We start from the raw sequence: 26435 nt of genomic DNA, 5'->3' as shown, positions 1-26435 counted from the left end.
TTGCTGAAGTAATTGATGTAGGTACTCTTTTCGACTTTACAGCCAAAGATTTTAATGAGCTATCTCAGAAAATATGCTCTTCAATAAGAGATGTAGTTGCACAAGATTTACCTAGTGAACCAAACCCTTATTCTGAACTGGTATCATGGATTACCGGTATTAATCGAAAATACGCAGTTGAAATTTTTACAACTAATTATGACCTTTTAATTGAAAATGCATTAGAGAGAGCACGAACACCTTATTTTGATGGTTTCAGTGGATCAAAATGCGCATTTTTTGATCCTTCGAGTATTTCTAAGAATGACCTTCCACCCCGTTGGGTAAGACTATGGAAGCTTCATGGATCCATTGGCTGGGAATCAACAGAAAATGGCGAGGTCGTGCGCGTACCAAATTCAGACAATGCTAATATGGTCTATCCATCACACATCAAGTATGATCAGACACAAGCAGCTCCATTTTCATCTTTGTTCGAGCGCTTAAAAAATTTCATCCTGGAACCAGACACATTGATTTTATGTACAGGGTTTTCTTTTGCCGACGCGCACATCTCATCTCGACTACTTGAGAGTTTAATGGCAAACCCTACAGCAGCATTACTAGCATTCCAATTCAATAGCCTAGCGGACGAAAAAGCGGCTAAAGAATTAGCCTTGAGATGCTCAGGCGTGAGTGTTTTTTGTACAGATGGTGCAGTAATAAACGGCGTAGAAGCGAAATGGAAACTTGGCACTCCTCCAACAAAAAACTGGCCAGAAATTCGATCTGAATATTACCAAGAAAATAAATTTTTACTTGGAGATTTTGTCCGTCTCGCTCGTTTTTTAGCAACAGCGGGTAGTAATATATCTCAAGACATCGTGCAGCCAAACGCTCCAGAAGAAGAACAGAACACAGGGGCGTCAGACGCACATGAGGTGCAAGCATGACAACTCTGCAACCAACATTTTTAGGCGTTGTAAGCTCCGTTTCAAGTGCATCAGTAACGGTTGATCTTGCTGCGTCTGTTGAGTCAGGAATCGTAGTATTAGAAGGGCGCAATTATAGAATTGGACAGGTTGGAAGTTTTGTAAAAATTCCTTTGGGATATAATCATCTTTACGGTGTTATTTCCGAATCCAGTGAAACATCAAAGATTAATGCAGATTCCGAAATGGCCTCCGAAAGAAAGTGGATCAAAGTCGAACTCGTGGGGGAAGCCATTGGTGGTCACTTTGACAGAGGTATCAGTGAATATCCAAGCATTGGTGATCAAGTTCATTTTGTTGTCGATAGTGATTTGGAAACAATATTCAGCAAGCGCTTAAATAGTCATTTTCAAGTTGGTCGTTTATCTAGTTCAGAAGGAATTGAAATCAGTTTAGACTTGGATAAACTTATTGCACGACACTCTGCCATACTAGGATCTACCGGATCCGGCAAGTCCACCAGTACAGCAAGTCTTCTGCGATCAATGGTTATAAAATCTGATGAGACACCATTACCATCAGCGAGAGTTCTTCTAATAGATATACATGGCGAATATGGCCCTGCTCTCAGCGATGTAGCAAAAACATTCTCAATTTTGCCATCGGGAGAAAACCAACTTTACATACCCTTTTGGAGCATTTCACCCGATAAATTGATCGATTTTCTTTCAAACAATCCCAACGAAACTCAAAGAACTCTCTTTTTAGACAAAACTGTTGAAGAAAAAAAATTAAGTATAATAGAAAACAACATACAAAATATTGAGCCCGAAAAAGTAACCAACAATACTCCTCTTCCTTATCGATTGAAAAAAATATGGTATGATCTCTGCCATGAAGACGGCATAACCTATAGTGACAATGCCATGACTACACCGGCCTATACAGAAAATGGTCAAGGATCATTTGAAGAATTAGTTGCTCCTAAGTTCACCCCTCCTGGGATTGGTTCAGCATTGCCGAAAAAAGGTGGCACTGGGTCTATGAAAAGACAACTTGATTTAATGAAATCAAGATTACTCGATTCTCAATATTCATTTCTTTTGGAACCAGGTGATTGGAACCCAAATCCCGATGGAAAGATTAATAAAGACTTAGATCAACTTCTTGAGGATTGGCTTGGACATGATAAACCTATAACAATTTTTGATTTATCTGGGATGCCATCGGCTCGATTATCATTACTTCTAGGAGCCTTACTTGATATTATTTTTGAGGCAGCACTCTGGGGGAGAAATGTTGCGGAAGGAATGCGCGAACGTCCACTTTTAATTGTTCTTGAAGAAGCACACCGCTATCTAGGAAAGGCCGAAAATGGACATTCGAAAGAAATGGTACAACGGATTGCTAAAGAGGGACGAAAGTTCGGAGTCGGTGCAATGATAGTTAGCCAGCGTCCCTCTGAGATAGATGAAACAATCTTATCTCAGTGTGGAACTATTATATCCTTAAGAATTAATAATTCAACTGATCGTGGCATAGTTAAAGCAGCAATGTCAGATGGCTTAGCTGGAATTGTTGATTCATTACCTGTTCTTAGAACTGGTGAAGCCATAATAGTAGGTGAGGCAGCACAGCTTCCCACGCGTTGCAGATTCAATGTCTTACCAGCTGATAAATACCCCAACAGCGGGGATCCCCAAATTGGTGAAAAATGGAATACTGAACGAGGTGATGAAGATTACTCAAAACTTGTTCAGGCTTGGAGAAACCAAGATAGTGTACAGTAGGGAAAATCATGGATCGTCAATCCGTTAGTTCTTCGAATATCGCTTCCGTAGGGTATGATGAAATATCACAGACTCTTGAAATAGAATTCTTATCTGGGGGGATATATGAGTATTACAACGTGCCAGAGAATGTTTACCAGGAATTAATAAGCGCATCATCAGTGGGGCGTTATTTTGCACAAAGAGTAAGAAGTACGTATAATTTCAGTAGAGTTGGATAAACAAAAATACTAAATTCAATAATCCATTATAGTATTTTTTACTAATCAGAAGCCACTTCTGAAAGTTCCTCCCATTTTTTACGCAATGCTGCTTCGATCACATCTTCTATCTCATTAACTCTCATGCCCTTACTATGAGCTAATTGTGATATTAGTCTAAAAATATTTGGATTTATTGGCCCATAAAGGTGCCAATCGTCTAGTAAATGACTGTCCGGATGATGCTGCATACTGCCTCGTTAGAATAAATTATACATTGTAGAAAAATGGGAATTTCTGTTTATATCTCGACTTAAGAGGAACTCATAATAACTCTCTAAGTGCCATGCAAAGATTCTACTAGATTATTACGAATTCGATATTTTTATGATCCTGTGATAGATTGAAGCGATATGTCCACATCAAATCTATGTCGTGTTGTTAGCATCTATAATATTCAGTGTTTTTTTAATTCTTTCAAGCTCTTGCTGAAGAACTTTGCGCTGTAGTAGAGGCAAACGCCTTTCCTTCAACAACTCACTAATCTCATTGGCAGAACGCAACCAAGCCGGCCTATGCCTTGCCGTTATACATGCATTAGGACAATGTGTAGGTTGGCAAAGTGACGGCAAAGGTATCTTATCATTCGTAGAGCTCACTTGCTTCAAACATAGAGCTGTTCCGGGATCAAAGAAACAATCAGCTAAAACGCCAACATGTAATGTCCGTGCGAGACTTGCAAGCATAGTTCGCAATCGAGACCTGTCAGCAATCATAGCTGGCAACGCATCAAGATCGCCTGATATATGATCAAGTGTTTTCGCTATACGTGTAGCCGCAGGCCCTGACAACGACTCTCCCGCTTTTCGTTGATCGAAATAGATCAACAAATCATCAATCTGACCGAGACTGTGCTGACTCTCGACTTCCGCCTTGAAATCAGATCGACTGGAGCCAGCATATCCTTCAAAGACAGCGACGGACGCATGCTTATATTGTATCATGCCCGCAATAGTTCCGAACGGGCGGTTGGCAATGTGCCATGCGATCGTTCGTCTGAACTGCCGCGTTGTAATCCGCCATGGTTTTCCCTCTGCGTCATTCGGAATTACGGGCTGGTCAGGCGTGCCGAATAAATCATTAAGATGGTCACGGTAATGATTGAGCTGAGGAACGATTTCAGCCGAAAGGTGATCCTTACTAACCGATTTAGCCGCGAGTACAGGCCAGAGCGTTGTCAATCCGCGAGCAGATGCAGCTCTAAACGACAAACGCTCCAGAACTTGTATAGCTCTGGCAACAGGCTCAATAGTAATCCAATCAGCGGGTTCACCCTGACTAGATTTCCCCTTATAAGCGACTGAACGCACACGATGGCGCATGATTATACCGTCTTCGCTACGCGTCAGTGAAAGACACCCGCGCTGCATCGCTTGAACCTCGCAGTCCCGCATGCCGGTCAAATAGGCACAGACTATATAGGCAGCCGACTGCAACATCCTCTCTTCCTGGGCGAGAGCTTTAATATCAAAGCGAGATCGCCAAGGTTTGCCAGACTCCGCTAAATAAGAAATTGGTGTATTCATTCCACCAGCCTCCACACCAAGCTCGCTCACAGCAGCCTTGATCTGACGGGACATATCGCCTGACAATTGGATATGCATTTTGGGCTCAGCTTTAACATCAATCCCGATATGCAAATTTAGTAAATGTGAATTAATCGGTGGAGAGATATTGCCAGTTTGGGGATGTTGTAGAAACGTACCATTGTGTGTGTTTACCCAAATTGGGACCCCACGCCCATCGTTACGTAGACGTTCAAAATAATTCTTGAGCCGTTTGCACTGTCGTTCTCGACGTTGCTTGTGATCCAAAAATCGATCCGCTTTTACAATCGCTGCACATTTAGCTTCCAGACAGTCCATTTCATCACGAGCAGCGAATATATCGGAAGCGAATTGGTTCAAATATTGGATCGACCAAGCCAGAAGTGGCGATATGATCTCCTCGGGTATTCGCGGTGTTCGGTTCTCTCTGACATGACATCCCCCCGCAACTCGCGTTGGCGAAGTTCCTGCCCAAGGCTGAAATGACAAACCTCCAGAGGAAAGATGATCCCTATAGATATAGAGATCAGCAGGGATCTCCAGCAATTGCGCTATAATAATAGGGCGGCGATTACGATCAGCCATGAGGAAATGAGCATAGCGATCCAGATGGGACTGGCCAATACGTTGAAGATCAACAACACCCAGTTCCCTATGCACGAACTCAAAAAAACGTCGTGCGCGATTGAATACCTGCCGGACACTGGCCGGAGGGAGCATTTTGCGGTACCCTGGTATATTAATGTTGAGTCGAGCATAAAGAAATTCACGAACCGCCTCACGGACACTCGCATCATCTACCGAGCCAAAGTGCACAGTAACATGACAGCGCCGAGCGTTTTCACGAAACACAGCCGGCCCAAGATCCCAACTCGGATCACTGTAGCGCGACAGTGCACTTCGTTCAAAACCAGACTTTAATGGCGCCGTTAAGAGAACTGGGCGAAGATCAAGTTGCAAAAAAGTACGAACTACTGACCTCTGTCTCGTCATTGCCTAGCCTCCGGCGGGAGATAAAGGGCGCTCCTCTCCGCCTCGAGACGGGCGATAGCAATCACACTTTCGGGGAAAGCAGAGAGAATTTGCTTCACAATACGATCATGTACGCGGCCGAACTTCATTGCCCAATCCATTGCAGCCAGTCCTATCCGTTGATCTTCAATAAACTGCAAGAACGCGATTATCGCGGGAAGTTTGCGCTCGGTAATAACCGCATTACTGCATTCGAGACACCCCCAGAAGGGCTGCGGACAAGGAGCTCCCTGCTTTCCAAAAGGGCTACTGGTAAATCCGGAGCATGCAGCCAACCAGACATCCTGCTCACCATTTAGAAGAGTATCAACATTAGTGCCACCTTCGGAAGCAGAGTGGTTTTTGCGCCAAGAATCCTCGTTGCCGGAAGCCAAGATGGTCGGACCTAATACGGCCGCAGCCTCAGTAAATGCTTCCGCTACAGTGGCTTCGTGAAGAGGACGTAGTGAAGGAATATCAGCATAGTGGCGAGCTGCAATTTCAGATGTATGTCCGACAGCAAAACGAGCCATATGACCTTCGGTCTTAAGATACCAGAGCGCTTTATGTGTCTTACGTAGGCGAGAAAGGACAAGGCGAAGAGGTTCACCATTGTCATTAAGAATGTTGTGACTCCTAGTCCATCGATCAACAAGCTCATGCGGATAAGCGATACCTGCACGGAGCTGTTTCCTTCCTGTATAATAGTAAAGCCAAAGGCAATCACTCGGCACAAACTGCCTTGTAAAAGCAGTAACTTCGATCAATTTTCGGATGAGACCACCCGGCGTTCCGATTCCACCATCACGCACTCTAATATTTTTGTACTCGGAGCCACGGGCGCGGCGCTTTACATAAGCGATCTCGACTGTCCCAGGTCGAGGATTTTGAAGACACTCTATCGTCAATGTCTTACAGCACTCAATTTCCAAACCAGTTTCTAGGGAAAGAAAGCTTATGAGGGGAGGAATATCAAAGGCGCGAAGATGAAAACGCGCATGCAAATCTTCGGCTAAGGTTGACACAGAAAGACCGCGGCGCAGCCTCATGAAATAGACTTTTTTGAAAATGCGATCCCCACTGCTGATCCTGCCAGCGGCGGCAATCCGAGCGTTGGCCTCGTCGGTTATTTCACGAAGATAGGGATAGTCATCGTCTTCATCAAACGGCTTGCCAACCCGCTTGAATATGTTGGTAATATCAGCGCGGGCAGCATCTCGAAGTTGTCTTGCAACGAACGGACTATAGGCGTCACGCGGTTGCGATCGACCAATGGGATGCGCACTAGTGTAATTCAGCCGTCGACGCACCCCTTCAGCGAGAAGACCTGGATGATCGGCATCAATTGAGCGTAAGGCAAGAATAACCTTGGCGAGAACTGAGTGAAGGTGAATAGGTTTCATTCCTCCGCTCTTGAGAAAAGTTTCGTATCCTTCAATATCCTCAGCGCGCAGATCCTGCAGCGTCTTGATTATGGTGTGTTCACGCAGAAAGGCGAAAAACTTCAAATAACCCTGCAAGTGCTGTTTGATCGTGCTCCGCGCGCCCAACGACCCGCCAAGCTCAGATTGCCTACGAAGAGCACCGGCAAAAGCAATTACAATCTGCCGCGGATGCACATCTACAAGATCAATCTCGACAACCCCACCATAGCGCGCTTCGATATTGAAACGCAGACCCAATACCGTATCCCGCTCTTGCACCGGCGCAATACCATCTGTGGGCTCAAAATGGACTGAGGTTCCCTTCCTAGGCCGCCCCCTCATAACGAGACCTCCGAAGGAAGTAGTGCCAGTAACTCCTCAACCGCGGCATCCACAGTATCCGCTCGTGACGCAATATGATTGAGATAAATGTAGGTGGTCGTCAAGCTAGCATGACCAAGAAGCCTTTGTACCTGTTGGAGAGGATCGCCAAGGATTTGTCGGTAGCCTTCCATTGAAGGGGTCGGTTCCGGTATGGGGCGAAATGACACCCTAAGCGCCCGTCAAGCGGCGAGCGCGTTAAGGATCGGGCATTCCGGCACGTCTTCGCCAGAGCATTGCGAGATCATTGTCACGAGCACCGCTTCAATGCGCTGGAGGTCGGCAATCTTGGCGCGAACCTCGGCTAGATGCGGTTCGGTCCGGCGCTGCACCTCCGCGCAGGTCTGGCTTCTGCAATCGACAAGATGAAGCAGGCCGCGGACCTCGTCGATGCCAAAGCCGAGTTCGCGCGCCCTGAGGATGAAGCGCAGGCGGCGGACGTCGGTTTCGTCATAGATGCGATAACCGCTGGCGCTGCGCGGCGGGTCGGGTAGCAGGCCGATCTTCTCGTAATAGCGGATGGTCTCCAGATGGCAGCCGGTCGCACGGGCCAATTGGTGGCGCTGCAGTCCCTTGGCGGAAAGAAGAGAATTCATGGTGAAAATACCTCTTGAGTCTGTACTGGCTACAGAGCCTATCCTGTTTTCAGTCAGAAATCGAGGATGGTTTGCGATGAACGAAATTGGTAGCAAGACATTGAATTCTTCGAAGGCGGCCGCCGAACCGGATCGGCGCGAGGGCGGGCTCGCGGCGATAAGCGTTATCGGCGCTTTTCTGGCATCGGCCTGTTGCATCGTCCCGCTGCTCCTGGTGACACTCGGTGTATCGGGCGCATGGATCGGCAACCTGACGATGCTCGAACCCTATAAGCCCTATATCGCGGCGGCGACACTCGTGCCGCTCGGGTTTGGCTTCTGGCAGGTCTATTTCAAGCCCAAAGCCGCGTGCGAGCCGGGTTCCTACTGCGCCCGTCCGCGCTCCGCCATCATCACCAAGACCGCGCTTTGGATCGCAACGATCCTCATCGTGCTCGCCAGCACCATCGGCTGGTGGGCGCCGCTGTTCTATTGAAACGAGGAGATAACCACGTGAAATACCTGTCGAAACATCTGGTCGCCGCGGCTGCGCTTGGCTTGAGCGGTACTATTATGCTGCCACTTGCCCTTCCCGCGTCCGCACAATCCGCGTCGGAAACGGTTACCGTCAAGGAGCTGACGCAGACCTTCGCAATCGAGAACATGTATTGTGCCCTTTGTCCGGTCACCGTGCGCAAGGCCATGGAAGGCGTTGCGGGCGTGAAGTCGGTCAAGGTGGATTTCGAGGCCAAGACGGCGACGGTTGCCTATGACCCGTCGACCGCGACGGTCGCGGCCATTGCCGCTGCTTCCACCAATGTTGGCTATCCTGCCAAGGCGATCGGGAGTTGAGTCCGTGCCTGACCGGTCCATGCTTGGCGTCGGAGTGGTTGGCGTCTTGATCGCGGCGCTGTGCTGTCTGGTGCCGATCCTGCTGGTGGCGGCAGGTTTGATCGGCGTGGGAGCGCTGACAACAGCGGTCTACGGTCTGGTGCCAATTCTCATCCTCATCATTGCCGCAGCCGGTTACCTGCTGTGGCGACATCGTTCACACATCGATACCAGGAAACATTAGGAGATTTTCATGTCTGACTGCTGTGCGCCCCAAAAAGGCAATGGCCGCTACGATCTTGCGGTGATCGGTGCCGGTTCGGCAGGGTTCTCGGCCGCAATCACGGCCTCTGAGCAGGGGGCGAATGTCGCCCTGATCGGCCACGGCACGATCGGCGGCACCTGTGTCAATGTCGGCTGCGTACCGTCGAAGACGATGATCCGCGCTGCCGAGGCGCTGCATGGTGCACGCGCCGCGCATCGCTTTCCCGGTCTTGCCGGGGAAGCCAACGTCGCTGACTGGGGCCGTTTGGTCGCCGCCAAGGACGACCTGGTGACCACGCTCAGGCAGAAGAAATATGTCGACCTTCTGCCACAATACAACGGCGTCGCCTATCTGGAAGGGAAAGCGCGCCTGAATGGGCAGGGCGCTCTGATTGTGAACGGCGATCCGATCATGGCTGGCAAAATCATCATTGCTACCGGATCAGCGCCGGCCCTGCCGGACATTCCCGGCATTGGGGATGTGCCTTACCTCACCAGCACGACCGCGCTCGAGCTTTCCGAGCTGCCGCGTTCGCTGCTGGTGATCGGCGGTGGCTATATCGGCTGTGAACTGGCGCAGATGTTCGCCCGTGCCGGGGCGGAAGTGACACTTGTAACCCGCCGCCGCCTGTTGCCGGAAGCCGAGCCGGAAATCTCCGCAGCATTGACCGGTTATCTTCGCGACGAGGGCATTACCGTCCTAACCGGCCTCTCCTATCGCCGGATCGCGCGCACGGACCGCGGTGTCGAACTGACGGTCGCCATCGACGGAGCGGACGAAGTGATCGCGGCCGAGCAGGTGCTTTTGACCACTGGGCGGTCCCCGAACACCGGCGGTCTTGGCCTTGCCGAGGCGGGAGTTAAGCTATGCGGTAATGGCGGCGTCTTGGTTGATGAGCGGATGCGCACCTCAAAGCCTGGCGTCTATGCGGCAGGTGATGTCACCGGTCGCGACCAGTTCGTCTATATGGCAGCCTATGGCGCCAAGCTCGCTGCCCAAAACGCACTGAACGGTGACAGCCTTGTCTATGACAATGCGGCCATGCCGTGGGTGACGTTCACCGATCCGCAGGTCGCGGGCGTCGGCCTGACCGAACAGGCGGCTCGCGACGCCGGCTTCGAGACCAAGACTTCGATCGTATCTCTTGACCAGGTGCCGAGGGCGCTGGCCGCGCGCGACACGCGCGGGCTCATCAAACTGGTTGCCGACGCCAAAAGCGACCGATTGCTTGGTGGACAGATCCTCGCGCCCGAGGGCGCCGACAGCATCCAGACGGTGGTGTTGGCCATCAAGCACGGCATGACGGCGAAGGCGCTCGGCGAGACAATCTTCCCTTATCTCACCACGGTCGAAGGGTTGAAACTGGCGGCGCAGGGCTTCGGCAAGGACGTGGCGAAGCTGTCATGCTGCGCCGGATAGGAGGCTTCGATGGAACCTTCGAACGGATAGGGGTCAGAACAAGAGCTGCTCGAAATCGTACGCTAAGCTTGAACGGAGCGGGAACGCTTGATTGACCGCATTTCAAAAAGGGCATCTATGACCGGACATTCTGGAACCTGATCGCCGGTGCATTGCGCCGCCATATTCGACATGGCCCGCTCCAGACGCCGCAAATCGGCGATTTTCTGACGGATATCTTTCAAATGTTCGATGGTGAGCGCATGGACCTCCCGGCAGGTGTAGGTATGCCCATCGACCAGGCGAAGCAGGCCGCGCAACTCGTCCAGGCTGAAGCCGAGTTCACGGCCGCGCCGCACGAAATGCAGCCGCCTTGCGTGTTCAGTTGTGTAGATACGATAACCCGCTGCGCTGCGGGCGGGCTTCGGCATGACGCCGATTTTCTCGTAATAGCGGATCGTCTCTATGTTGACGCCGCTGCGCTCGGACAGCACGCCGATCGAAAATTCATCATTCTGTGTCATCACATAGCTCGCACAAATCCGTGAAAATTTCTCGCTTGACCCTGTAGTCGCTACAGGCACTAGGGTCACGATAGATCAATTGCGGGAGCATGTGAACGATGATGCAGGATGAAACACGGACGCTGGCAAATACAGTCACAGAGCCAGCCGAAAAGGGTTTTGATCGGGCAGCATTGCTGTCGGTCGGCGGCATCGTTGCGGCACTGGGCGCAGCAACCTGTTGCGTGCTGCCCTTTGCCTTGTTCTTCGCTGGCATCAGCGGCGCGTGGATCGGCAATTTGACCGCGTTCGAACCCTACCAGCCTGTGTTTATCACGATCGCGCTCGCCTGCCTCGGCTACGGTTTCTATCTCGTCTATCGCAGGCCGAAGGCGGCTGAATGCGCCGAGGGTTCCTACTGCGCGCGTCCATCATCCCATCGGAACGCCAAGATCGGCCTTTGGGTCGCAACTGTCTTGATCATTATCGCCGTGGGCTTTCCCTACGCCGCCCGCCTTGTCCTCGATGCTTAATCCCAAGGAGAATCTCATGAAAATCCTGCCCCTCATTGCCCTTACTGCGTCCCTGCTGACGGGTGGTCACGCTTTTGCCGCCGAGCAGACCGTAACCTTGAATGTTGCCAATGCCACCTGCGAACTCTGCGGCCCGATTGTGAAGCGGGCGCTCAGCAACGTTCCAGGCGTGCTCGATGTTGATGTATCGGAGGCGACCGGCGCGGCGATCGCGAAGGTGCGCTTTGACGACAGCCAGACGAATGTCGCCGCGCTGATCACCGCAACCACCAATGCTGGCTATCCGTCCGGCGTTTCGCAGTAAGGAGGTTCAGCATGACAGATGGAAAGTTCATCGGCCTTGGCGGAGTCGGGTTTCTCGCCGTCATCTGTTGCGCCGCGCCATTTCTTTTGGTCGCCGCTGGCTCTTTTGGCTTTTCCGCATGGTTCGCAGCGGCCGGCTATGTGCTGATCCCGATCGCTCTCGCCGCGATTGGGGCGTCCGCACTTTATCTTTACCGGCGTCGGCGTTCCGCCTCATCAGCGGATGCCAATTGCTGCTCGATGAATAACAAGACAACAAAGGTGAATTGAATGTGTGAAGCTTGCGACGTTCCAACTTCCAACAAAGGCAACGGCCGTTATGATCTTGTGGTCGTCGGAGCTGGCTCGGCCGGTTTCTCCGCCGCGATCACGGCCGCCGAACTAGGCGCCCAAGTGGCTCTTGTCGGGCATGGCACGATCGGCGGTACATGCGTCAACATCGGCTGCGTGCCCTCGAAAGCCCTGATCCGGGCCACGGAGGCTGTACGTCACGCCAACGATGCGGCTGCCCGGTTTGATGGGATCGAAAGCGGCGCGCGCGTGGTTGATTGGGCCGCTCAGATCGCCCAGAAAGACGCTTTGGTTGCCGGTCTGCGACAGGCGAAATACGCTGATCTGCTGCCGGAGTACAACAATGTGGTCTACCACGAAGGTCCGGCCCGCCTCGTTGACGGCGGTGTCCAGGTCGCGGGCCAGCACATCGGCTCCGAGCGAATTATCATCACCACCGGTGCGCGTCCGGCGTTGCCGGGGATTCCGGGGATCGCTGACGTATCGCCGCTCGACAGCACGACAGCGCTCGCCCTGACCGAGCTGCCACGCTCGATGATAGTGCTTGGCGGCGGCTACATCGGCGTGGAGCTTGCCCAGACTTTCGCACGGGCCGGTGTCGAAGTGACACTCGTGTTCCGCAGCCGGCTTCTGCCGGAGGCTGAACCCGAAATCGGCGCTGCGCTTGCCACCTATCTGGCCGATGAGGGGATTAAAATCGTCAGCGGCATTACCTACGAGTCCGCCCGCAAGACCGATGATGGTGGTGTTGCCCTCGCCATCGCGCGGGACGGACGTCCGGAAATCTTGACTGCCGAGCGGATTCTTGTGGCGACGGGACGCCGCTCGAACACTGAAGCCCTTGGGCTTGCTGAAACCGGTATAGACCTGACACCGGCCGGGGCCATCATCGTTGATGATCGAATGCGCACCTCGAAGGCGGGCGTCTATGCCGCCGGCGATGTAACCGGAAAAGATCAGTTCGTCTACATGGCCGCCTATGGCGCAAAGCTCGCCGCCAAGAACGCATTGAACGGCAACAGCCTGAGTTACGACAACACCGCAATGCCCGCCGTGGTCTTTACCGATCCGCAGGTGGCGAGCGTCGGCATGACCGAAGCGCAGGCGCGGGCTGCCGGACATTCGGTTCGCACCTCCGTCCTTTCCCTCGACAATGTGCCGCGGGCGCTGGCGGCGCGCGACACGCGCGGCCTGATCAAGCTGGTCGCCGACGGGTCAACCCGGAAACTCCTTGGCGCTCACATCCTTGCACCAGAGGGTGCTGACAGCATTCAGACGGCAGCCTTGGCCATCCGCTGCGGCCTGACGATCGATGATCTCTCGGAGACGATCTTTCCATATCTGACGACTGTCGAAGGTTTGAAGCTTGCGGCTCAGACCTTCGACAGGGATGTGAAAAAACTGTCCTGCTGCGCGGGGTGAGGCGAAAGGGAAACGGGTGCCTACTCAAGTCACGGCTTAAACGGAGCGGTCGCCCTCGATCCTGACACGCATGATGGTCTGGCGGCTGGTGTCAAATTTTCTGGCGAGTGCGGAAACGCTCATCCCGCCCGCCAAATCCGAGAGAACATCCAATTTCTGCTTCTCATTGAGCCGAGCGGGACGGCCGAGGGTCTTGCCTTCCGACTTGGCTCGTTTGAGGCCCGACTGCGTGCGTTCGATCAGCAGATCACGCTCGAACTGAGCGACGGCATTGATGACGCTCATCGTCATCTTCCCGGCGGAACTCGCCAGATCGACGCCGCCGAGGGCCAGACAATGGACCCGCACGCCCAGCTCCTCCAGTTTCCTGACCGTCGTACTGACATCGATCGCATCTCGGCCGAGCCGATCGAGCTTGGTGACGATGAGCACGTCCCCGGCTTCGAGTTTATCCATCAGTCGCGAGAAACCCCGGCGCTGCGCAATGGCGACGCTGCCCGAGATGGTCTCGGTGACTATACGGCGTGGCTCGACGTGGAAGCCGGCCGCTTCGATTTCCTGAATCTGGTTTTCGGTGGTCTGTCCGGTCGTGGAGACACGGACATAGGCAAAGGTGCGTGGCATAAGGTTCAATTTCGTCCGAATAGGTTGTCCGAAAGGTGATGCCTGTCCACAAATAAGTCAAGATAATTTGTGGACAGGGTGATTTAGGCCTGTACTCAAACGACCGTTTCCGGACATGCCCGGAACCATCGACGCAAGTTTGTATGGAGTAAAAAATGGCGCGGCGGAAGTTTCTCAAAATTCAGGATCAACAGGAGCTGTTCGGCGTACCGACCGATGAGGATAGTCTGATCCGTCACTACACTCTATCTCCATCGGACCGGCTGGAGATCGAAGTCCGCAGGCGAAAACATAACCAGCTCGGCTTTGCTGTCCAGCTTTGCATGATGCGGCATCCGGGCCGGGCTCTCATGGTGCACGAAATTCCGCCGAGGGCGATGCTCAATTATATAGCCGAACAATTGGATGCTGATCCGGAGAGTTTCCGTTCCTATGCCAGGCGGGAGGAAACTCGCCGCGAGCATATCGCGCATTTGCTTTCCTATTTTGGAAAACGAACAGCAACAGCACAGGACCGGCGCGCCGCCTTACTATCCGCCGTCGAAACGGCGACCGCAACGGACAAGGGCCATTCTATTGCCCAAGCTATTGTCACCACGCTGCGGGAGCGGAAGGTGTTACTTCCCGCACCTGACACAATAGAGCGGATCGGCTTTGCCGGCCGCGTAATAGCCCGCCGTCGCGCCGAGGCTGCCCTGATATCGGGCCTTTCAGCCGAAAAGCTCCAATCCCTCGATGATCTTTTGACGGTTGATCCCGAGATACGACAGACGCGATTCCATTGGCTGCGATCTGCGCCAGATGCTCCGGGAGCAACCAACCTGGTCACGCTGACCGACAGGATCGCTTTCATCCGCGCGCTCGATATCGATCCCCGACTACAAGCCCGCATCCACTCCGGTCGCTGGGAGCAGATGGTCCGGGAGGGCGATGTGACACCGGCATGGCTTGCCGCCGACTTCAACGCCAGTCGGCGGCGCGCGACGATCATCGCGCAGATCATCAAGCTTGGGCAAAAGCTCACCGACGCCGCAGTCACCATGTTCATCAAGCTGATCGGCAGGCTGTTTTCGCAGGCGAATAACCGCAAGAAGCAGCGCCATGTGAACACCCGGATGGAGACGGCTAAGGCACTACGGCTGTTTCTCGACACGATATCGGCTCTTCAGTGCGCCAATGACAATGATGAAGATGCAATTGAAACGCTCGACCGCCACGTCGGCTGGCATCGCTTGGTGCAGGCAAAGCCGACGCTTGCGGCGATGGTGGAAGACAATGACGCCTCACCCTTGCTTATTGCAGCTGAGCAATATGCCAATGTTCGCAATTATGCAGGCCGGTTCCTCCTGACCTTCACATTCCATTCAAGTCGTCGGTATGATCCTTTGCTGGCAGCGATCGAAACACTCAGATCCCTTTACGCGGAAGGAAGGCGCGTGCTTCCCGAACGTGTCCCGATCGCTCATCTCGGCGCGGCGGAGCGTAAACTGATCTTCGGGCAGGCAAAGGCCGATCGCCGTCTCTATGAGATTGCAACACTGGCAGCGTTGCGCGAGCGGCTTCGTTCGGCCGACATCTGGGTCGAAGGCAGCAGGGCGTTCCGGCCGATAAATGAAAATTTCATGCCCCGCCCTACTTTTACCAAGCTGAAGGAAACTGACCAGCTTGGGCTCGGTGTGCAGCGCGACGGGGTGGCTTGGCTCACCGAAATGCAACAATTGCTGGACTTCAATCTGAAACGTCTCGCCCATCGCGCCCGCAACGGCAAACTTGAAGGCGTCCGTCTCGATGCCGGAACCCTGATTGTAACACCGCTGGCGAGCGAAGTGCCCGCTGCAGCCGATGAACTAAATATCGAACTCAGCGAAATGTATCCGCTTGTCGAAGTGCCGGATCTCTTAAGAGACGTGCATGAGTGGACCGGCTTTGCCGACCAGTTCACCCATGTTCGAACGGGCGATTCACCGCAAAACATTCCGGCCATGCTCGCCGGCACGCTCGCGGACGCCACCAATCTTGGCCCGAAACGTATGGCCGGAGCCTCCAAGGGGATCAGCGCCCATCAGATCGGATGGATGCGCATGTTCCATGCCCGCACGGAAACCTATCGCGCAGCGCAGGCATGTGTGACCGACGCCCATGCGCGTCATCCCCACGCCCAGCTCTGGGGAACAGGGACGACCGCATCATCTGATGGTCAGTTCTTCCGGGCCAGTGATCGTGCCGCCAAACGCGGTGATATCAACCTGCATTATGGCAGCGAGCCAGGCTCGAAATTTTACAGCCACCTTTCCGATCAGTACGGCTATTTCAGCATTCTGCCGATCAGCCCGACCGAGAGCGAGGCAGCCTATGTTCTCGACGGCCTGTTCGACCACGACACCATCCTGGAGATCGAGGAGCACTTTACCGATACCGGAGGTGCGAGCGATCATGTATTTGCCCTCTTCACTCTGATCGGAAAGCGTTTTGCGCCTCGGCTGCGCAATCTCAAGGACCGGAAGTTCCATACTTTCGAAAAGGCCGACTCATATCCAGCACTGGCCAACCATATCGGCGCGCCGATCAATACCGCCCTCATTCTGGAACACTGGGATGACCTTCTCCATCTGGCGGCATCAATCACGACACGCTCTGTTGCGCCCTCAATGATCCTCAAAAAGCTGGCGGCATCCTCGAAACCGAGCCAGTTGGCGAAAGCCCTGCGTGAGCTCGGGCGCATCGAGCGATCCCTGTTTATGATCGAATGGTATTCCAACCCGGCACTTCGCCGGCGATGTCAAGCCGGTCTTAACAAAGGAGAATCCGCCCACAAGCTCAAGCGGGCCGTTTTCTTCCATGAGCGCGGCGAAATCCGCGACCGATCGTTCGAAAGTCAGGCATTCCGTGCCTCGGGCCTCAACCTTGTCGTCAGCGCCATCGTCCACTGGAATACCGTTTATCTCAGCCGTGCCGTAGCCCATCTGCGTCAAAGTGGTCGAACTATCCCCGACATATTGCTCAAGCATGTCTCGCCACTCAGCTGGGAGCACATAAATCTCACCGGCATCTATTCCTGGGACACCGAGCAGCAGATGCCCGAAGGCTTCAGGCCATTGCGACTTCCTGGAAGAATCCTCCGCGCTGCATGACGTTCCCGCTCCGTTCGGTCTTAGCGTACGATTTCGAGCAGCTCTTGTTCTGACCCCCTCATGGCGTTCGGCAGCCCGGAAGCATGGCAGCGGGTGGCGTCGGCCGACCAGCTCATTGAGGCGAACAGGGACTCGGTAGCGGCTTGTTGGGAGGCCGCGCGCACGTCCGGAGGATCAGCGTTGCACCATCACCGTGAAAGCGACGGAATGATCGGCGTTTTCACTCGGCAAACAAGTGTAGAGATCACTTAGGCTCCAAGTCACCGTTCGATTAACTGACCATCATCCGTTAGATACATACCATCTGATAGGTAAACTAGCCCATCTTCGTCGGCGGCATCGGAAAGCTCCGCCCATATCTCAGCCATATCCGACAGTTCCAAGCCGAGGGCATTTGCCAAGGATTGCCCTCCTTGCTCGATTTGGGTTTGGCTCAAGCCAGTAAATTCGACGTAGCGCCTGCCATGGAGGTCGCTTGCATGTCGGGCCGACGCCCCAAATGCGGAAAAGATGCTGGCCGCATGTTCGATGAGGCGTTCTTGATTTGGATATGGGGCTTTACTTCTGTCGTCTTCTCCGGCTGTCGCTGTCATAACAGTATAGGATGCTTGGAACCGAACTATTCTCAGAAGCACAAAACTATCTGACGACAAGCAGTATTGAGCCTGACTAGAATCAAATTTGTCCGACGAAGAAATTGTAGCCACAGGGTTTTCTCTTACGTTGCTGCACCTCTGCAAATGCAGGTGGGTGAGTTTTGTCTCGCTCGCTTGCAACAGCGCCTAGCGTCCCTTGTCGGAAAGGTGTCCATCGGGCGATATCCACAGACCATCCGAAAGATAGGCGTCGTCGCGGCCGTCTCCCCCGATCGCGTTATACAACGCATCCGTACGGTGTCCTAGAATAGGGCTGGCGCTCCTCCGGCTAGGTTTTCGATCTGAAATCGAGACGGCCATTTCGAAGAGGCGCTGTTCGGGATCGGAGCGATTGGTGCGTAAGAGGCGGCCGGCAGGATCAATCAACTCTCCTAACCGAGATGGATCAGATATCGAGGAGCGAACGGCTTCATGATCGTGCCCCAGGCTGACGAGATGTTGCGTTAGCCGCCCGAGCGCGCTCCTGGTTTCTTCTTCTGACGGCTCAAAGTCCTTTGTGATCACACGCAAGATTTTACCGCTCTGACCATCAAAAACGACTTGTCCTGCCTGCGATAGGTCGAACCGGCATGTCATGCCGCGAAAAGATTGCAATCCAGAAAGCACCGCAAGAATGCGCGAAAGCGAGGTGTTAATCGGCCAGTTCTCACGTTCGAAGAGCAAGGGTTTGTCGCTCTTCTGTTCAACTACGATCCAGGATCGGTGGTGAGAGGAAGCGAATGTGAGCCGCCCTGCCAGGAATTCGGGCCAAACAGCGGCCATGATCATAACGGCTTCTTGGACCCCGATGTACTGGTCTTCAGTCCATGAGCGGAGCTGCCGAACGAGCGGCCGCTTTTGATGATAATCTAGCGCCGCAGCGGTCAGAATATCGAAATTCGAAGCGACTCCTTGATTGTTACGGTGTTTTTCGAGCCAATTTTGCTCACTGTCGGCTCGATCTCTCATAAGAAGACGACGAGAGACGCCTATAACGTCCTGATTTGATCCGCCGTTGGCGAATTCTTCAATTATGAGCGGATTTCGAAACCCATCCGGAAGCGTGGTAATATAGCTGTTTTCCGGGTTATCCTCATCTTCATATGGAATGCCGAAGTGGCTTCGGAGGTAATTCTCGGCAACCTCATTCGACCGCTTCTTGCGTTCCTCCGGTGTTAGGTCTTGCTCGTCATCATCCCAGAATTCCTCACTATCCTGGTCGTCCTCTTCACCGTGTATTTCATATAATGGCTCGTAGATCGCCTGAAACGGACTGCCGCCAAAACTTGCCAGAAGACCTCTTGGTCGAACGAGAGCCCAAGTAGGGCCATGCGAACCATTCCCGTTCGAAGGCGAGGAATCACAAATTAGCAGTCCTATCCAATCCGCATGACGGAGATAGACCTTTATTACTTCTACGACATCGTTGGTCGTCATATGTCGTGCGTTGACGACATGCAGAAATATTTCGAAGAAAACGCGCTCTTGCACTTCGGACATGTGCCATGGGACGCGATCACCTTTCAAGCGATCCCATTCGGCAACAAACCTGTCCGATATCTCCTTGGCGACGGAAAATATTTCGTCATCACTCATGATCGCCCCTCTCACTAGCTGCCGCTACTTCTCGGCGCGGCCGTATTCGTATTGTTGTCGGATCAGACCAGAGCCGCTTGCGGATCGAGCGGCTTTCCCTTGAAGGGCGCGACGTTGATCTCCCCTTCCCGCTTGCGGGCTTGGGCAATGTCATAGCTGTTCTGCATCCGCATGAGCGTATCCATCGACACGCCGAAAGCCTTTTCGACCCGGAGCGCCATTTCCGGCGAAAGGTGCGCGCGCTCGTTCAGCACGGCCGACAACGCCGCCCTCGTAACACCGAGAACTTGCGCGGCGCTCGTGACCGAAAGGCCAAGCGGCTCGATGATCTCACTTTTGACGAAGCCGCCGGGGTGGGCGGGATTTTTCATACGGATGCCCTGCATCGCACTCATAGCCACCTCCTAGTGGTAATCTTCATAGTCGATGTCGATGATCTCGATTTCGGTTTGGTCGATCCGGAACGTGATCCGCCAGTTCTTGGTGACGAACAGGCTCCAGGTGCCTTTTCGATCGCCGGTGAGCTGATGGGCCTTCCAGCTCGGGACCGTGCGCAGCTCGTCTTCCCGCTCCATATCTTGGAGGAAGGTGGCGATGCGACGGACTTTCGGCACTACGGCCACCTCCAAGTCGGTGGCGTCATCATCTTCGATGAAGCGGCGTAACCCCTTATGGACCACGTTTCGGATTCTCATGTGCCGTCACTATCAAGCTAAACGTATAGTGTCAAGCGACGCTATACAGTTCATCACCTCATAGCCTTGTCGCGCAAGTCCTAAGTTTTAGAACACTTCACCCGCTCATTGTAATGATTGCGATTTTTCTGTTGCAAAAGTCAGGCGCAAAAGTAAAGTTATGCGAACGATTTTTGCAACGGATATGACATGCTTATTGGATATGCTCGGGTCTCCACCGACGACCAGAACCTTGAACAGCAAAGAGCTGCTCTCACTGAGGTCGGTTGCAAGAAAATCTATGAGGAGAAAGTCTCCGGTGCAAAACGCGATCGGGTACAACTCGAACGCATGCTTGATCAATTGCGTGATACCGATGTGGTGGTGGTCACCCGCTTGGACCGATTAGCGCGCTCAACGCGTGATCTCCTCGACATCGCCGAGAGACTGAACGTACTCGGCGCTGGACTGCGTTCAATCGCTGAGCCATGGGCGGATACAACGTCGCCAGCCGGGCGAATGGTGCTGACTATCTTTGGAGGCATCGCCGAATTTGAACGCGCGCTTATTCACCAACGGACAAGCGCCGGACGATCGATTGCCAAGCAGAAGGGTGTCCGTTTCGGACGGCCACCAGCACTAAAGACCGAGCAAATTGTACTTGGACAGAAGCTCCTAGTCGAAGGCAATTCACCCCGTGATGTCGCCAAGGTCCTCAACGTTCACTCCTCAACCATTTACCGTGTGCTTCGCAGCTCGATTTCCAGCCCGGATTGAGCTGCAATCCCAGCTGTTCGCCATCCGTTCTAACTTACCGTATGATTCCGCACAGTTCTTGTCGCTGCCCCTAAAGGCGCGATGATGATCGCGGTCACGATGCCGGCGGTCGGTTTGTCGTCCAAGGCGCTCTCCGTTCTGATCGCAGATCCATAGCATCGCTGCGGCGCGGTCCATTAATCACAAGCACGACCGCGTCGGGTATCCCGATGACGCGATCGCTGCCAAAGAGATTCGTTACACCCTGTACTCGGTACAGGGTCAAGACAAAATCTTGATCGCTTGGCCACGTAGGCACTGCGGAAACAGAGATTGGTAGCGCCACGGTTCATGATGCTTGAAAACCCCAGCTACGGTCTTCAGACGACAGCGACTGCTCAACGGGTTCCACTTTCCAACGCCCTCACAGAAGCGTGATCGCAAATCGTTGAAATCCCCCTTGAGTCTGTAGTGACTACAAGGCGTAGGCTACTTCGCAAATCGCTGTTCAACGATGCAGAAAGTGAGCAATTATGGAGGCATCATCAGGTCTCAAAGGATCCCGAACGTCGGCGACCGCCGCCATCCACGTGACATCGGAACACCAGCGGGGCGGACGCCAGCAACTGCTCGCCGCCGGCGGCATTCTCGGGGCGATCGCCGTCTCGAGTTGCTGCGTCATCCCGTTTGCCCTGTTCACCGTGGGCATCGGCGGAGCCTGGATCAGCAACCTCACCGCCCTCGAACCGTATCAACCGATTTTTGCCGCCATGACGTTCGGTATCCTCGGCTACGGGTTCTATCTCGTCTATCGCGAGCCAAAGGTCGCCTGCGCTGAGGGCTCCTATTGCGCCCAGCCCAAGTCGGGACGGATCGCCAAAGCCGGCCTCTGGGTTGCCACCGTCCTCGTCATCGTCGGACTAGGGTTCCCGAGACTTGCGCCCCTGTTCCTCTAAGCCAAAGGAGAATGATCCCATGATCCGCCCTGTCGCAGTTGCCGTTCTCCTCGCTCTGCTTTCCCCGCTCGCCGCCGTGGCCGGCGAGAAGACTGTTATACTGAACGTTGACAACGCCACCTGCGCGCTCTGCGCCCCCATCGTCAAAACGGCCCTCTCTCGTGTCTCGGGTGTCACAGCGGTCCAGGCAAAGGAAGCCGACGCAATGTCGGGTGCTGTCGCCACGGTCTCTTTCGATGACGCAGTCACCGGCGTACCGACCCTCATTGCTGCGACGACCAACGCCGGCTATCCGTCGCATGTGGCGCAATAGCCGCCGGCTGATTGGCGGCGGCGGGCGGAGAGCGGTATCACCTCTCTTCGCTGCTCCACATCGGCACGCTGCTGCCTCAAAGGGTGAACGGCGCCGTCGAAAATATCCACCCGGCGGGTGCGAAGTTGCAGGTGTGTAGGAGACTGCAGCTATGGCCGCGAACACCATCGAGCAAAGTACCTTTTGGAAACGGCACCTGGACAAATTCGGGGCCGCCGGATCGGTCTTCGCGGCGCTCTGCTGCCTCGGTTCCCCGGTACTCCTTTCGATTGTATCGGCCGTCGGGCTTGGCTTCATCAAAAGAGATGCGATCCTGTTCCCATTGTTAGCAGCGTTTCTGGCCGTCACCCTACTCGGGCTATATCTTGGAACACGCAGCCATCATCAACCGTGGGCTCTCATCATCGGGGGCTCAGTACGCTGGCGATAGCGGTCGTGTTTCTCGGTCTCATGCCAAGCCTTGTCCTGGCCTACGTCGGCATCTCTGGTTTGATCGCCGCCAGTTTTCTCAATGTCTGGCTCAGAGTACGCCAGCTAAGGAGCCGGTAACACCGAAACAATCAGTTCGCTTTTGGCGAACGGGAGACGATGTAGGCGTATCTCTGGTCATGGAGCCGGCGTTGCCCGGCGATCAACCGGCGTTCCGGTTCTCGCTCGATGTCATCGGGACCTTTATCGGGCTCAACGATTTGGCTCGCGAGCGACGATAGCGTTGCGGTTACGTTGCACGATATCGGAGACGGTGTTCTTGCTGAGCCCAAGTTCGCGACCAATGAGCCGATAGCTGCGGCCTTCAGCAACGAGCGCCAGAACTCGCGGAGCCAGACGGTCCGACTTCGGGCGCTGCCCCCGCTGTCGACCGAGTTTCTTGCCGCGCGCTTTGGCAACGGCCAAGCCCGATTTGACCCGTTCGCTGATAAGATCGCGTTCGAATTCAGCGATACCGGAGAGGAAAGTCGCCAGCATACGGCCATGAGGAGATGACAGATCGAAGGTCATGCCGTTCATGGCGATGACTGAGACCTTCCAGCTTTCCAGCTCGCGCAACGTGTTGAGGAGATCGATCGTCGAGCGTCCCCAGCGGGAGAGTTCTGTGACCAGGATGGCGTCGATATGTCTGGCCTGAGCGAGCGCCATGATCTTCTTGCGCTCGGCCCGGTCCAGCTTCACGCCCGAGCCCGTCTCTTTATATATGCCGGCAATTTTATATCCGGCACGTCCGGCGAAGGCGGTCAGATCTCGCTCCTGTCGTTCGCAGGACTGATCAGCCGTCGAAACCCGGCAATAGATGGCCACGCGCTGTCCCAATTGAACCCTCGTGGTTTTGTGGCTCGCAAAGCCTTGATTTGCATGGGGCGATTGTTGTCCAAAACAGACTGTACTTCAACAGGGACAACGCGCGCATGCCAAGACGACATATTCTCGCCGAGCGACAGCGCTCGGCGTTGCTCGACCTGCCGACGGACGAGTTATCACTGCTGAAGCATTACACATTGGGCGACGACGATCTGGCAAACATTCAGGAACGCCGCAGACCAGAAAACAGGCTGGGTTTCGCCCTGCAGCTTTGTGCACTACGCTATCCAGGGCGCGCGCTGGCTCCGGGCGAAATGATTCCGCATGAAGTCCTTTCCTTCATCGGAGCTCAGCTCGGCGTTCCGGCCGATGCGCTTCTCACCTATGCCGCCCGGCGTCAGACCCGCCAGCAACATATGGAGGCGTTGCGCGAGATCTACGGCTACAAGACATTCACGGGGCGCGGGGCCCGTGATCTGCGGGATTGGCTTTTCGATCAGGCTGAAGATGCCAGGTCGAACGAAGATCTGGCGCGGCGCTTCGTCGCGCAATGCAGGAAAATGGTGACCATCCTGCCGGCGGCGTCAACGATCGAGCGTCTGTGCGCCGATGCCCTTGTTGCCGCCGAGCGATGCATTGAGACACGGATAGCGGAAAGGCTCGACTTTAGTGTGCGCGAGCAACTGGACGGGCTTCTGACCGAAATGGTTGACGGAAACATCAGCCGTTTCATCTGGCTTCGCCAGTTCGAAGTCGGCAGCAATTCCGCATCAGCGAACCGCTTGCTTGATCGGCTGGAGTTCCTGCGCGGTCTGGAAGTCGATCCCCAGATCCTCCTAGGCGTACCGCCACACCGCATCGCGCGCCTGCGTCGGCAGGGCGAGCGTTACTTCACGGATGGCCTGCGCGACATCAGTTCGGATCGGCGGTGGGCGATCCTCGCCGTTTGCGTCGTCGAATGGGAAGCCGCGATCGCCGATGCCATCATCGAAACCCACGACCGCATCGTTGGGAAAACTTGGCGAGAGGCGAAACGGCTACATGACGAGCGGATTGCCGGTTCCAAGGCCGCAGTCACCGATACGCTTCGCGCTTTCACGGCATTGGGAGCCTCTTTGCTGGAAGCTCGCGACGATGGTGTTCCGTTGGACAATGTGTTGGCACGGTCGGCCGAATGGCATCAGCTTGAACAGCTGGTTGCCGTAGGGACGCAACTCACCAGTACATTGGCAGACGAGCCGTTGGCTCACGTCGGACAAGGGTATCATCGTTTTCGCCGATATGCGCCGCGGATGTTGCGATGCCTGAAGCTCAAGGCTGCGTCGGTGGCGGAGCCATTGATTGCAGCCGCGAAAGCCATCGGCGAAACACGTGCGCCGACATCAACAGGTATATCATTCCTGCGGCCGAATTCGAAATGGCATCGCCATCTCCGAGCGCAAGACCGAGGCGATGGTCGTTTATGGGAGGTCGCGGTGCTGTTTCATCTTCGCGATGCTTTCCGGTCTGGAGACATATGGCTGGATCATTCCCGCCGCTACGGCGATCTCAAGCAGGTGCTTGTTCCGATGACCTCGGCGCAGGCGAATGCCAGGATGGCTGTTCCTCTCGATCCTCAAGCTTGGCTGGCTGACCGCAAGGGTCGCCTTGCGGATGGTCTGAAGCGGCTGGCACGTGCCGCTCGCGACGGGACCATCCCCCATGGTAGCATTGAAGATGGAACGTTGCGGATCGACCGGTTGACCGCAGACGTTCCCGAAAGCGCAGAGGAACTGGTCCTCGATCTTTATCGTCGAATGCCGCCTGTGCGGATCACTGACATCTTGCTGGAAGTTGACGCGGCGGTCGGATTCTCGGACGCCTTTTCCCATCTCAGAACCGGAGCGCCATGCAGCGATCGGGTCGGCTTGCTGAACGTTCTGCTCGCCGAAGGGCTGAACCTAGGCCTTCGAAAAATGGCGGAAGCCTCGAACACGCATGATTACTGGCAGCTCTCGCGCCTTGCCCGCTGGCATGTCGAAAGCGAGGGCATGAACCAGGCGCTGGCGATGGTCGTGGCCGCGCAGGGCAAGCTGCCGATGTCCCGGTTCTGGGGCATGGGAAAAACCGCATCAAGCGATGGTCAGTTTTTCCCTTCGGCACGACAGGGCGAGGCCATGAACATGATCAACGCCAAGTACGGCAGTGAGCCTGGGCTCAAGGCTTATACCCACGTCAATGACCAGTTCGCGCCGTTCGCCTCACAGACTATTCCCGCAACCGTCAGTGAAGCGCCGTACATCCTCGATGGCCTGCTGATGAATGAAGTCGGCAGGCAGGTCGGCGAGCAATACGCCGATACGGCGGGGTTTACCGATCATTTGTTCGGGACCAGTGCCATGCTCGGCTACCGGCTCGTCTTGCGCATCCGCGACTTACCGTCGAAACGGCTTTATGTCTTCGATCCCGCGGGGACACCCAAAGATTTACGCAAGCTGGTGGGCGGCAAAATCCGCGAAGAACTGATTGTGTCAAACTGGCCTGATCTCTTCCGCTGTGCTGCCACGATGGCCGCCGGAAAGATCAGACCGAGCCAGTTGCTCCGGAAACTCGCATCCTATCCCCGACAGAACGATCTTGCGGCCGCGCTTCGGGAAGTCGGCCGCGTCGAGCGCACTCTCTTTATCATCGAGTGGATCCTCGATACCGATATGCAGCGCCGCGCCCAGATTGGCCTCAACAAGGGCGAAGCCCACCATGCCCTCAAGAGTGCCCTGCGCATCGGCCGTCAAGGTGAAATCCGTGATCGAACCACTGAGGGGCAGCATTACCGGATCGCCGGGCTGAATCTGCTGACGGCGATCATCATCTACTGGAATACCGTCCACCTTGGCCACGCCGTCGCCGAACGGCGAAACGAAGGCCTCGATGTGCCACCCGAACTTTTAGCCCACATCTCTCCTCTGGGCTGGGCGCATATCCTGCTGACCGGCGAATATCTTTGGCCCACGGAGGCAAACGCTTAGGGTG

At 54.6% G+C, this 26435-nt stretch carries 28 protein-coding genes and 1 pseudogene; 18 read left to right on the top strand and 11 right to left on the bottom strand.

What is annotated here, in order from left to right:
* The 3 genes from P8H26_RS16170 to P8H26_RS16160 form a co-directional block, all read left to right on the top strand.
* Positions 1 to 932, top strand: a 932-nt coding sequence (locus P8H26_RS16170) for an SIR2 family protein (protein ID WP_289634207.1), incomplete at its 5' end; no start/stop codon positions are given.
* Positions 929 to 2701 (top strand): ATP-binding protein, encoded by a 1773-nt coding sequence (locus P8H26_RS16165; RefSeq protein WP_289634206.1) that lies wholly within the window; start codon positions 929 to 931, stop codon positions 2699 to 2701. The genes P8H26_RS16170 and P8H26_RS16165, both read left to right, overlap by 4 nt.
* 8 nt (positions 2702 to 2709) lie before the next feature.
* A complete protein-coding gene (locus tag P8H26_RS16160; protein ID WP_289634205.1) occupies positions 2710 to 2922 on the top strand; it encodes a KTSC domain-containing protein in 213 nt (70 codons plus the stop codon).
* 407 nt (positions 2923 to 3329) lie between these two features.
* On the opposite strand, the gene P8H26_RS16155 is transcribed toward P8H26_RS16160, so the two are convergent.
* The 4 genes and pseudogenes from P8H26_RS16155 to P8H26_RS16140 all read right to left on the bottom strand — a co-directional run bounded on the left by P8H26_RS16155 (position 3330) and on the right by P8H26_RS16140 (position 7920).
* Positions 3330 to 5501 (bottom strand): integrase, encoded by a 2172-nt coding sequence (locus tag P8H26_RS16155; protein WP_289634204.1) that lies wholly within the window; start codon positions 5499 to 5501, stop codon positions 3330 to 3332.
* Entirely contained in the window at positions 5498 to 7201 is a 1704-nt protein-coding gene (locus P8H26_RS16150) for a hypothetical protein (RefSeq protein ID WP_289634203.1), read from the bottom strand. Before P8H26_RS16150 ends, P8H26_RS16155 begins: the two co-directional genes overlap by 4 nt.
* Positions 7202 to 7281: 80 nt before the next feature.
* A pseudogene (locus tag P8H26_RS16145) lies at positions 7282 to 7455 on the bottom strand (integrase); the annotation flags it as partial.
* Between the two features lie 51 nt (positions 7456 to 7506).
* On the bottom strand, positions 7507 to 7920 hold the full coding sequence (locus tag P8H26_RS16140; protein WP_052642499.1) for a helix-turn-helix domain-containing protein: 414 nt from the start codon (positions 7918 to 7920) through the stop codon (positions 7507 to 7509).
* A gap of 76 nt (positions 7921 to 7996) precedes the next feature.
* Here P8H26_RS16140 and P8H26_RS16135 point away from each other — a divergent pair, with 76 nt between their 5' ends.
* The 4 genes from P8H26_RS16135 to merA (P8H26_RS16120) are packed head-to-tail and all read left to right on the top strand — an operon-like array spanning position 7997 to position 10414.
* Complete coding sequence (locus P8H26_RS16135) at positions 7997 to 8395, top strand: mercuric transporter MerT family protein (RefSeq protein WP_052642501.1); 399 nt, start codon at positions 7997 to 7999, stop codon at positions 8393 to 8395.
* A 17-nt stretch (positions 8396 to 8412) separates the two neighbouring features.
* The gene (locus tag P8H26_RS16130) at positions 8413 to 8751 is read left to right on the top strand and encodes a heavy-metal-associated domain-containing protein (RefSeq protein ID WP_225246255.1); all 339 of its coding nucleotides are present in this window, start codon (positions 8413 to 8415) and stop codon (positions 8749 to 8751) included.
* A gap of 19 nt (positions 8752 to 8770) precedes the next feature.
* Entirely contained in the window at positions 8771 to 8974 is a 204-nt protein-coding gene (locus P8H26_RS16125; RefSeq protein ID WP_052642503.1) for a hypothetical protein, read from the top strand.
* 9 nt (positions 8975 to 8983) lie between these two features.
* On the top strand, positions 8984 to 10414 hold the full coding sequence (merA, locus tag P8H26_RS16120) for a mercury(II) reductase (RefSeq protein WP_052642505.1): 1431 nt from the start codon (positions 8984 to 8986) through the stop codon (positions 10412 to 10414).
* 62 nt (positions 10415 to 10476) lie between these two features.
* Here the strand turns inward: merA (P8H26_RS16120) and P8H26_RS16115 are convergent, their stop codons facing one another.
* On the bottom strand, positions 10477 to 10917 hold the full coding sequence (locus P8H26_RS16115; protein ID WP_023517540.1) for a helix-turn-helix domain-containing protein: 441 nt from the start codon (positions 10915 to 10917) through the stop codon (positions 10477 to 10479).
* 98 nt (positions 10918 to 11015) lie between these two features.
* Here P8H26_RS16115 and P8H26_RS16110 point away from each other — a divergent pair, with 98 nt between their 5' ends.
* The 4 genes from P8H26_RS16110 to merA (P8H26_RS16095) are packed head-to-tail and all read left to right on the top strand — an operon-like array spanning position 11016 to position 13445.
* Positions 11016 to 11429, top strand: coding sequence for a mercuric transporter MerT family protein (locus P8H26_RS16110; protein ID WP_003501072.1), 414 nt, complete (start codon positions 11016 to 11018; stop codon positions 11427 to 11429).
* Positions 11430 to 11445: 16 nt separating this feature from the next.
* The gene (locus tag P8H26_RS16105) at positions 11446 to 11733 is read left to right on the top strand and encodes a cation transporter (protein ID WP_010661778.1); all 288 of its coding nucleotides are present in this window, start codon (positions 11446 to 11448) and stop codon (positions 11731 to 11733) included.
* 11 nt (positions 11734 to 11744) lie between these two features.
* Positions 11745 to 12002, top strand: coding sequence for a hypothetical protein (locus tag P8H26_RS16100; protein ID WP_003501076.1), 258 nt, complete (start codon positions 11745 to 11747; stop codon positions 12000 to 12002).
* Positions 12003 to 13445, top strand: a complete 1443-nt coding sequence (gene merA / locus P8H26_RS16095) for a mercury(II) reductase (RefSeq protein ID WP_003501078.1) — start codon at positions 12003 to 12005, stop codon at positions 13443 to 13445. It abuts the gene before it with no gap.
* Positions 13446 to 13481: 36 nt separating this feature from the next.
* Here merA (P8H26_RS16095) and P8H26_RS16090 read toward each other — a convergent pair whose 3' ends face one another.
* Positions 13482 to 14069: a recombinase family protein gene (locus P8H26_RS16090; RefSeq protein ID WP_003501080.1), complete on the bottom strand. Its 588-nt coding sequence runs from the start codon at positions 14067 to 14069 to the stop codon at positions 13482 to 13484.
* A 155-nt stretch (positions 14070 to 14224) separates the two neighbouring features.
* On the opposite strand from P8H26_RS16090, the gene P8H26_RS16085 reads away from it, so the two are divergent.
* Together P8H26_RS16085 and P8H26_RS18180 are read left to right on the top strand one after the other, a co-directional pair.
* A complete protein-coding gene (locus tag P8H26_RS16085) occupies positions 14225 to 17200 on the top strand; it encodes a Tn3 family transposase (RefSeq protein ID WP_003501082.1) in 2976 nt (991 codons plus the stop codon).
* Positions 17201 to 17260: 60 nt separating this feature from the next.
* The gene (locus P8H26_RS18180; RefSeq protein ID WP_374708315.1) at positions 17261 to 17452 is read left to right on the top strand and encodes a DUF6118 family protein; all 192 of its coding nucleotides are present in this window, start codon (positions 17261 to 17263) and stop codon (positions 17450 to 17452) included.
* Positions 17453 to 17460: 8 nt separating this feature from the next.
* Here P8H26_RS18180 and P8H26_RS16080 read toward each other — a convergent pair whose 3' ends face one another.
* From P8H26_RS16080 to P8H26_RS16065, 4 genes are all read right to left on the bottom strand, one after another.
* Positions 17461 to 17793 carry a hypothetical protein gene (locus tag P8H26_RS16080; RefSeq protein ID WP_092938933.1) on the bottom strand — a complete coding sequence of 111 codons (333 nt, stop codon included), beginning with the start codon at positions 17791 to 17793 and terminating at the stop codon, positions 17461 to 17463.
* Between the two features lie 189 nt (positions 17794 to 17982).
* Positions 17983 to 19431 carry a hypothetical protein gene (locus P8H26_RS16075; RefSeq protein WP_092938935.1) on the bottom strand — a complete coding sequence of 483 codons (1449 nt, stop codon included), beginning with the start codon at positions 19429 to 19431 and terminating at the stop codon, positions 17983 to 17985.
* A gap of 62 nt (positions 19432 to 19493) precedes the next feature.
* Positions 19494 to 19826 carry a HigA family addiction module antitoxin gene (locus P8H26_RS16070; protein ID WP_092938937.1) on the bottom strand — a complete coding sequence of 111 codons (333 nt, stop codon included), beginning with the start codon at positions 19824 to 19826 and terminating at the stop codon, positions 19494 to 19496.
* 9 nt (positions 19827 to 19835) lie between these two features.
* Complete coding sequence (locus P8H26_RS16065; RefSeq protein WP_308446684.1) at positions 19836 to 20126, bottom strand: type II toxin-antitoxin system RelE/ParE family toxin; 291 nt, start codon at positions 20124 to 20126, stop codon at positions 19836 to 19838.
* A gap of 189 nt (positions 20127 to 20315) precedes the next feature.
* Here P8H26_RS16065 and P8H26_RS16060 point away from each other — a divergent pair, with 189 nt between their 5' ends.
* The 4 genes from P8H26_RS16060 (at position 20316) to P8H26_RS16045 (ending at position 22560) form a co-directional block, all read left to right on the top strand.
* The gene (locus P8H26_RS16060; RefSeq protein WP_116088497.1) at positions 20316 to 20882 is read left to right on the top strand and encodes a recombinase family protein; all 567 of its coding nucleotides are present in this window, start codon (positions 20316 to 20318) and stop codon (positions 20880 to 20882) included.
* Between the two features lie 512 nt (positions 20883 to 21394).
* Positions 21395 to 21817: a mercuric transporter MerT family protein gene (locus P8H26_RS16055; protein ID WP_052642515.1), complete on the top strand. Its 423-nt coding sequence runs from the start codon at positions 21395 to 21397 to the stop codon at positions 21815 to 21817.
* Positions 21818 to 21836: 19 nt separating this feature from the next.
* Complete coding sequence (locus P8H26_RS16050; protein WP_125302869.1) at positions 21837 to 22130, top strand: cation transporter; 294 nt, start codon at positions 21837 to 21839, stop codon at positions 22128 to 22130.
* A gap of 151 nt (positions 22131 to 22281) precedes the next feature.
* Positions 22282 to 22560 carry a MerC domain-containing protein gene (locus P8H26_RS16045; RefSeq protein ID WP_289634201.1) on the top strand — a complete coding sequence of 93 codons (279 nt, stop codon included), beginning with the start codon at positions 22282 to 22284 and terminating at the stop codon, positions 22558 to 22560.
* Between the two features lie 251 nt (positions 22561 to 22811).
* On the opposite strand, the gene P8H26_RS16040 is transcribed toward P8H26_RS16045, so the two are convergent.
* Positions 22812 to 23438: a recombinase family protein gene (locus tag P8H26_RS16040; protein ID WP_052642521.1), complete on the bottom strand. Its 627-nt coding sequence runs from the start codon at positions 23436 to 23438 to the stop codon at positions 22812 to 22814.
* Between the two features lie 95 nt (positions 23439 to 23533).
* Here P8H26_RS16040 and P8H26_RS16035 point away from each other — a divergent pair, with 95 nt between their 5' ends.
* Positions 23534 to 26431 (top strand): Tn3 family transposase, encoded by a 2898-nt coding sequence (locus P8H26_RS16035; RefSeq protein WP_289634200.1) that lies wholly within the window; start codon positions 23534 to 23536, stop codon positions 26429 to 26431.
* Positions 26432 to 26435 lie beyond the last annotated feature (4 nt).

Origin of the sequence: Pseudochrobactrum sp. sp1633 (assembly GCF_030376605.1) — a bacterium.
Taxonomy (GTDB): domain Bacteria; phylum Pseudomonadota; class Alphaproteobacteria; order Rhizobiales; family Rhizobiaceae; genus Pseudochrobactrum.
The sequence above is the reverse complement of the archived record's forward strand: the minus strand, read 5'-3'. Positions and strand labels throughout refer to the sequence as shown.

Bases quoted from the DNA above. Each gene is read 5' to 3' on its own strand.
- P8H26_RS16060 (WP_116088497.1), top strand. From the start codon at position 20,316: ATGCTTATTGGATATGCTCGGGTCTCCACCGACGACCAGAACCTTGAA.
- merA (WP_003501078.1), top strand. From the start codon at position 12,003: ATGTGTGAAGCTTGCGACGTTCCAACTTCCAACAAAGGCAACGGCCGT.
- P8H26_RS16090 (WP_003501080.1), bottom strand. From the start codon at position 14,069: ATGCCACGCACCTTTGCCTATGTCCGTGTCTCCACGACCGGACAGACC.
- P8H26_RS16155 (WP_289634204.1), bottom strand. From the start codon at position 5,501: ATGACGAGACAGAGGTCAGTAGTTCGTACTTTTTTGCAACTTGATCTT.
- P8H26_RS16050 (WP_125302869.1), top strand. From the start codon at position 21,837: ATGATCCGCCCTGTCGCAGTTGCCGTTCTCCTCGCTCTGCTTTCCCCG.
- P8H26_RS16135 (WP_052642501.1), top strand. From the start codon at position 7,997: ATGAACGAAATTGGTAGCAAGACATTGAATTCTTCGAAGGCGGCCGCC.
- P8H26_RS16125 (WP_052642503.1), top strand. From the start codon at position 8,771: ATGCTTGGCGTCGGAGTGGTTGGCGTCTTGATCGCGGCGCTGTGCTGT.
- P8H26_RS16055 (WP_052642515.1), top strand. From the start codon at position 21,395: ATGGAGGCATCATCAGGTCTCAAAGGATCCCGAACGTCGGCGACCGCC.
- P8H26_RS16070 (WP_092938937.1), bottom strand. From the start codon at position 19,826: ATGAGTGCGATGCAGGGCATCCGTATGAAAAATCCCGCCCACCCCGGC.
- P8H26_RS16085 (WP_003501082.1), top strand. From the start codon at position 14,225: ATGGCGCGGCGGAAGTTTCTCAAAATTCAGGATCAACAGGAGCTGTTC.
- P8H26_RS16035 (WP_289634200.1), top strand. From the start codon at position 23,534: ATGCCAAGACGACATATTCTCGCCGAGCGACAGCGCTCGGCGTTGCTC.
- P8H26_RS16065 (WP_308446684.1), bottom strand. From the start codon at position 20,126: ATGAGAATCCGAAACGTGGTCCATAAGGGGTTACGCCGCTTCATCGAA.
- merA (WP_052642505.1), top strand. From the start codon at position 8,984: ATGTCTGACTGCTGTGCGCCCCAAAAAGGCAATGGCCGCTACGATCTT.
- P8H26_RS16110 (WP_003501072.1), top strand. From the start codon at position 11,016: ATGATGCAGGATGAAACACGGACGCTGGCAAATACAGTCACAGAGCCA.
- P8H26_RS16160 (WP_289634205.1), top strand. From the start codon at position 2,710: ATGGATCGTCAATCCGTTAGTTCTTCGAATATCGCTTCCGTAGGGTAT.
- P8H26_RS16165 (WP_289634206.1), top strand. From the start codon at position 929: ATGACAACTCTGCAACCAACATTTTTAGGCGTTGTAAGCTCCGTTTCA.
- P8H26_RS16080 (WP_092938933.1), bottom strand. From the start codon at position 17,793: ATGACAGCGACAGCCGGAGAAGACGACAGAAGTAAAGCCCCATATCCA.
- P8H26_RS16105 (WP_010661778.1), top strand. From the start codon at position 11,446: ATGAAAATCCTGCCCCTCATTGCCCTTACTGCGTCCCTGCTGACGGGT.
- P8H26_RS16075 (WP_092938935.1), bottom strand. From the start codon at position 19,431: ATGAGTGATGACGAAATATTTTCCGTCGCCAAGGAGATATCGGACAGG.
- P8H26_RS16100 (WP_003501076.1), top strand. From the start codon at position 11,745: ATGACAGATGGAAAGTTCATCGGCCTTGGCGGAGTCGGGTTTCTCGCC.
- P8H26_RS16045 (WP_289634201.1), top strand. From the start codon at position 22,282: ATGGCCGCGAACACCATCGAGCAAAGTACCTTTTGGAAACGGCACCTG.
- P8H26_RS18180 (WP_374708315.1), top strand. From the start codon at position 17,261: ATGGCGTTCGGCAGCCCGGAAGCATGGCAGCGGGTGGCGTCGGCCGAC.
- P8H26_RS16140 (WP_052642499.1), bottom strand. From the start codon at position 7,920: ATGAATTCTCTTCTTTCCGCCAAGGGACTGCAGCGCCACCAATTGGCC.
- P8H26_RS16115 (WP_023517540.1), bottom strand. From the start codon at position 10,917: ATGACACAGAATGATGAATTTTCGATCGGCGTGCTGTCCGAGCGCAGC.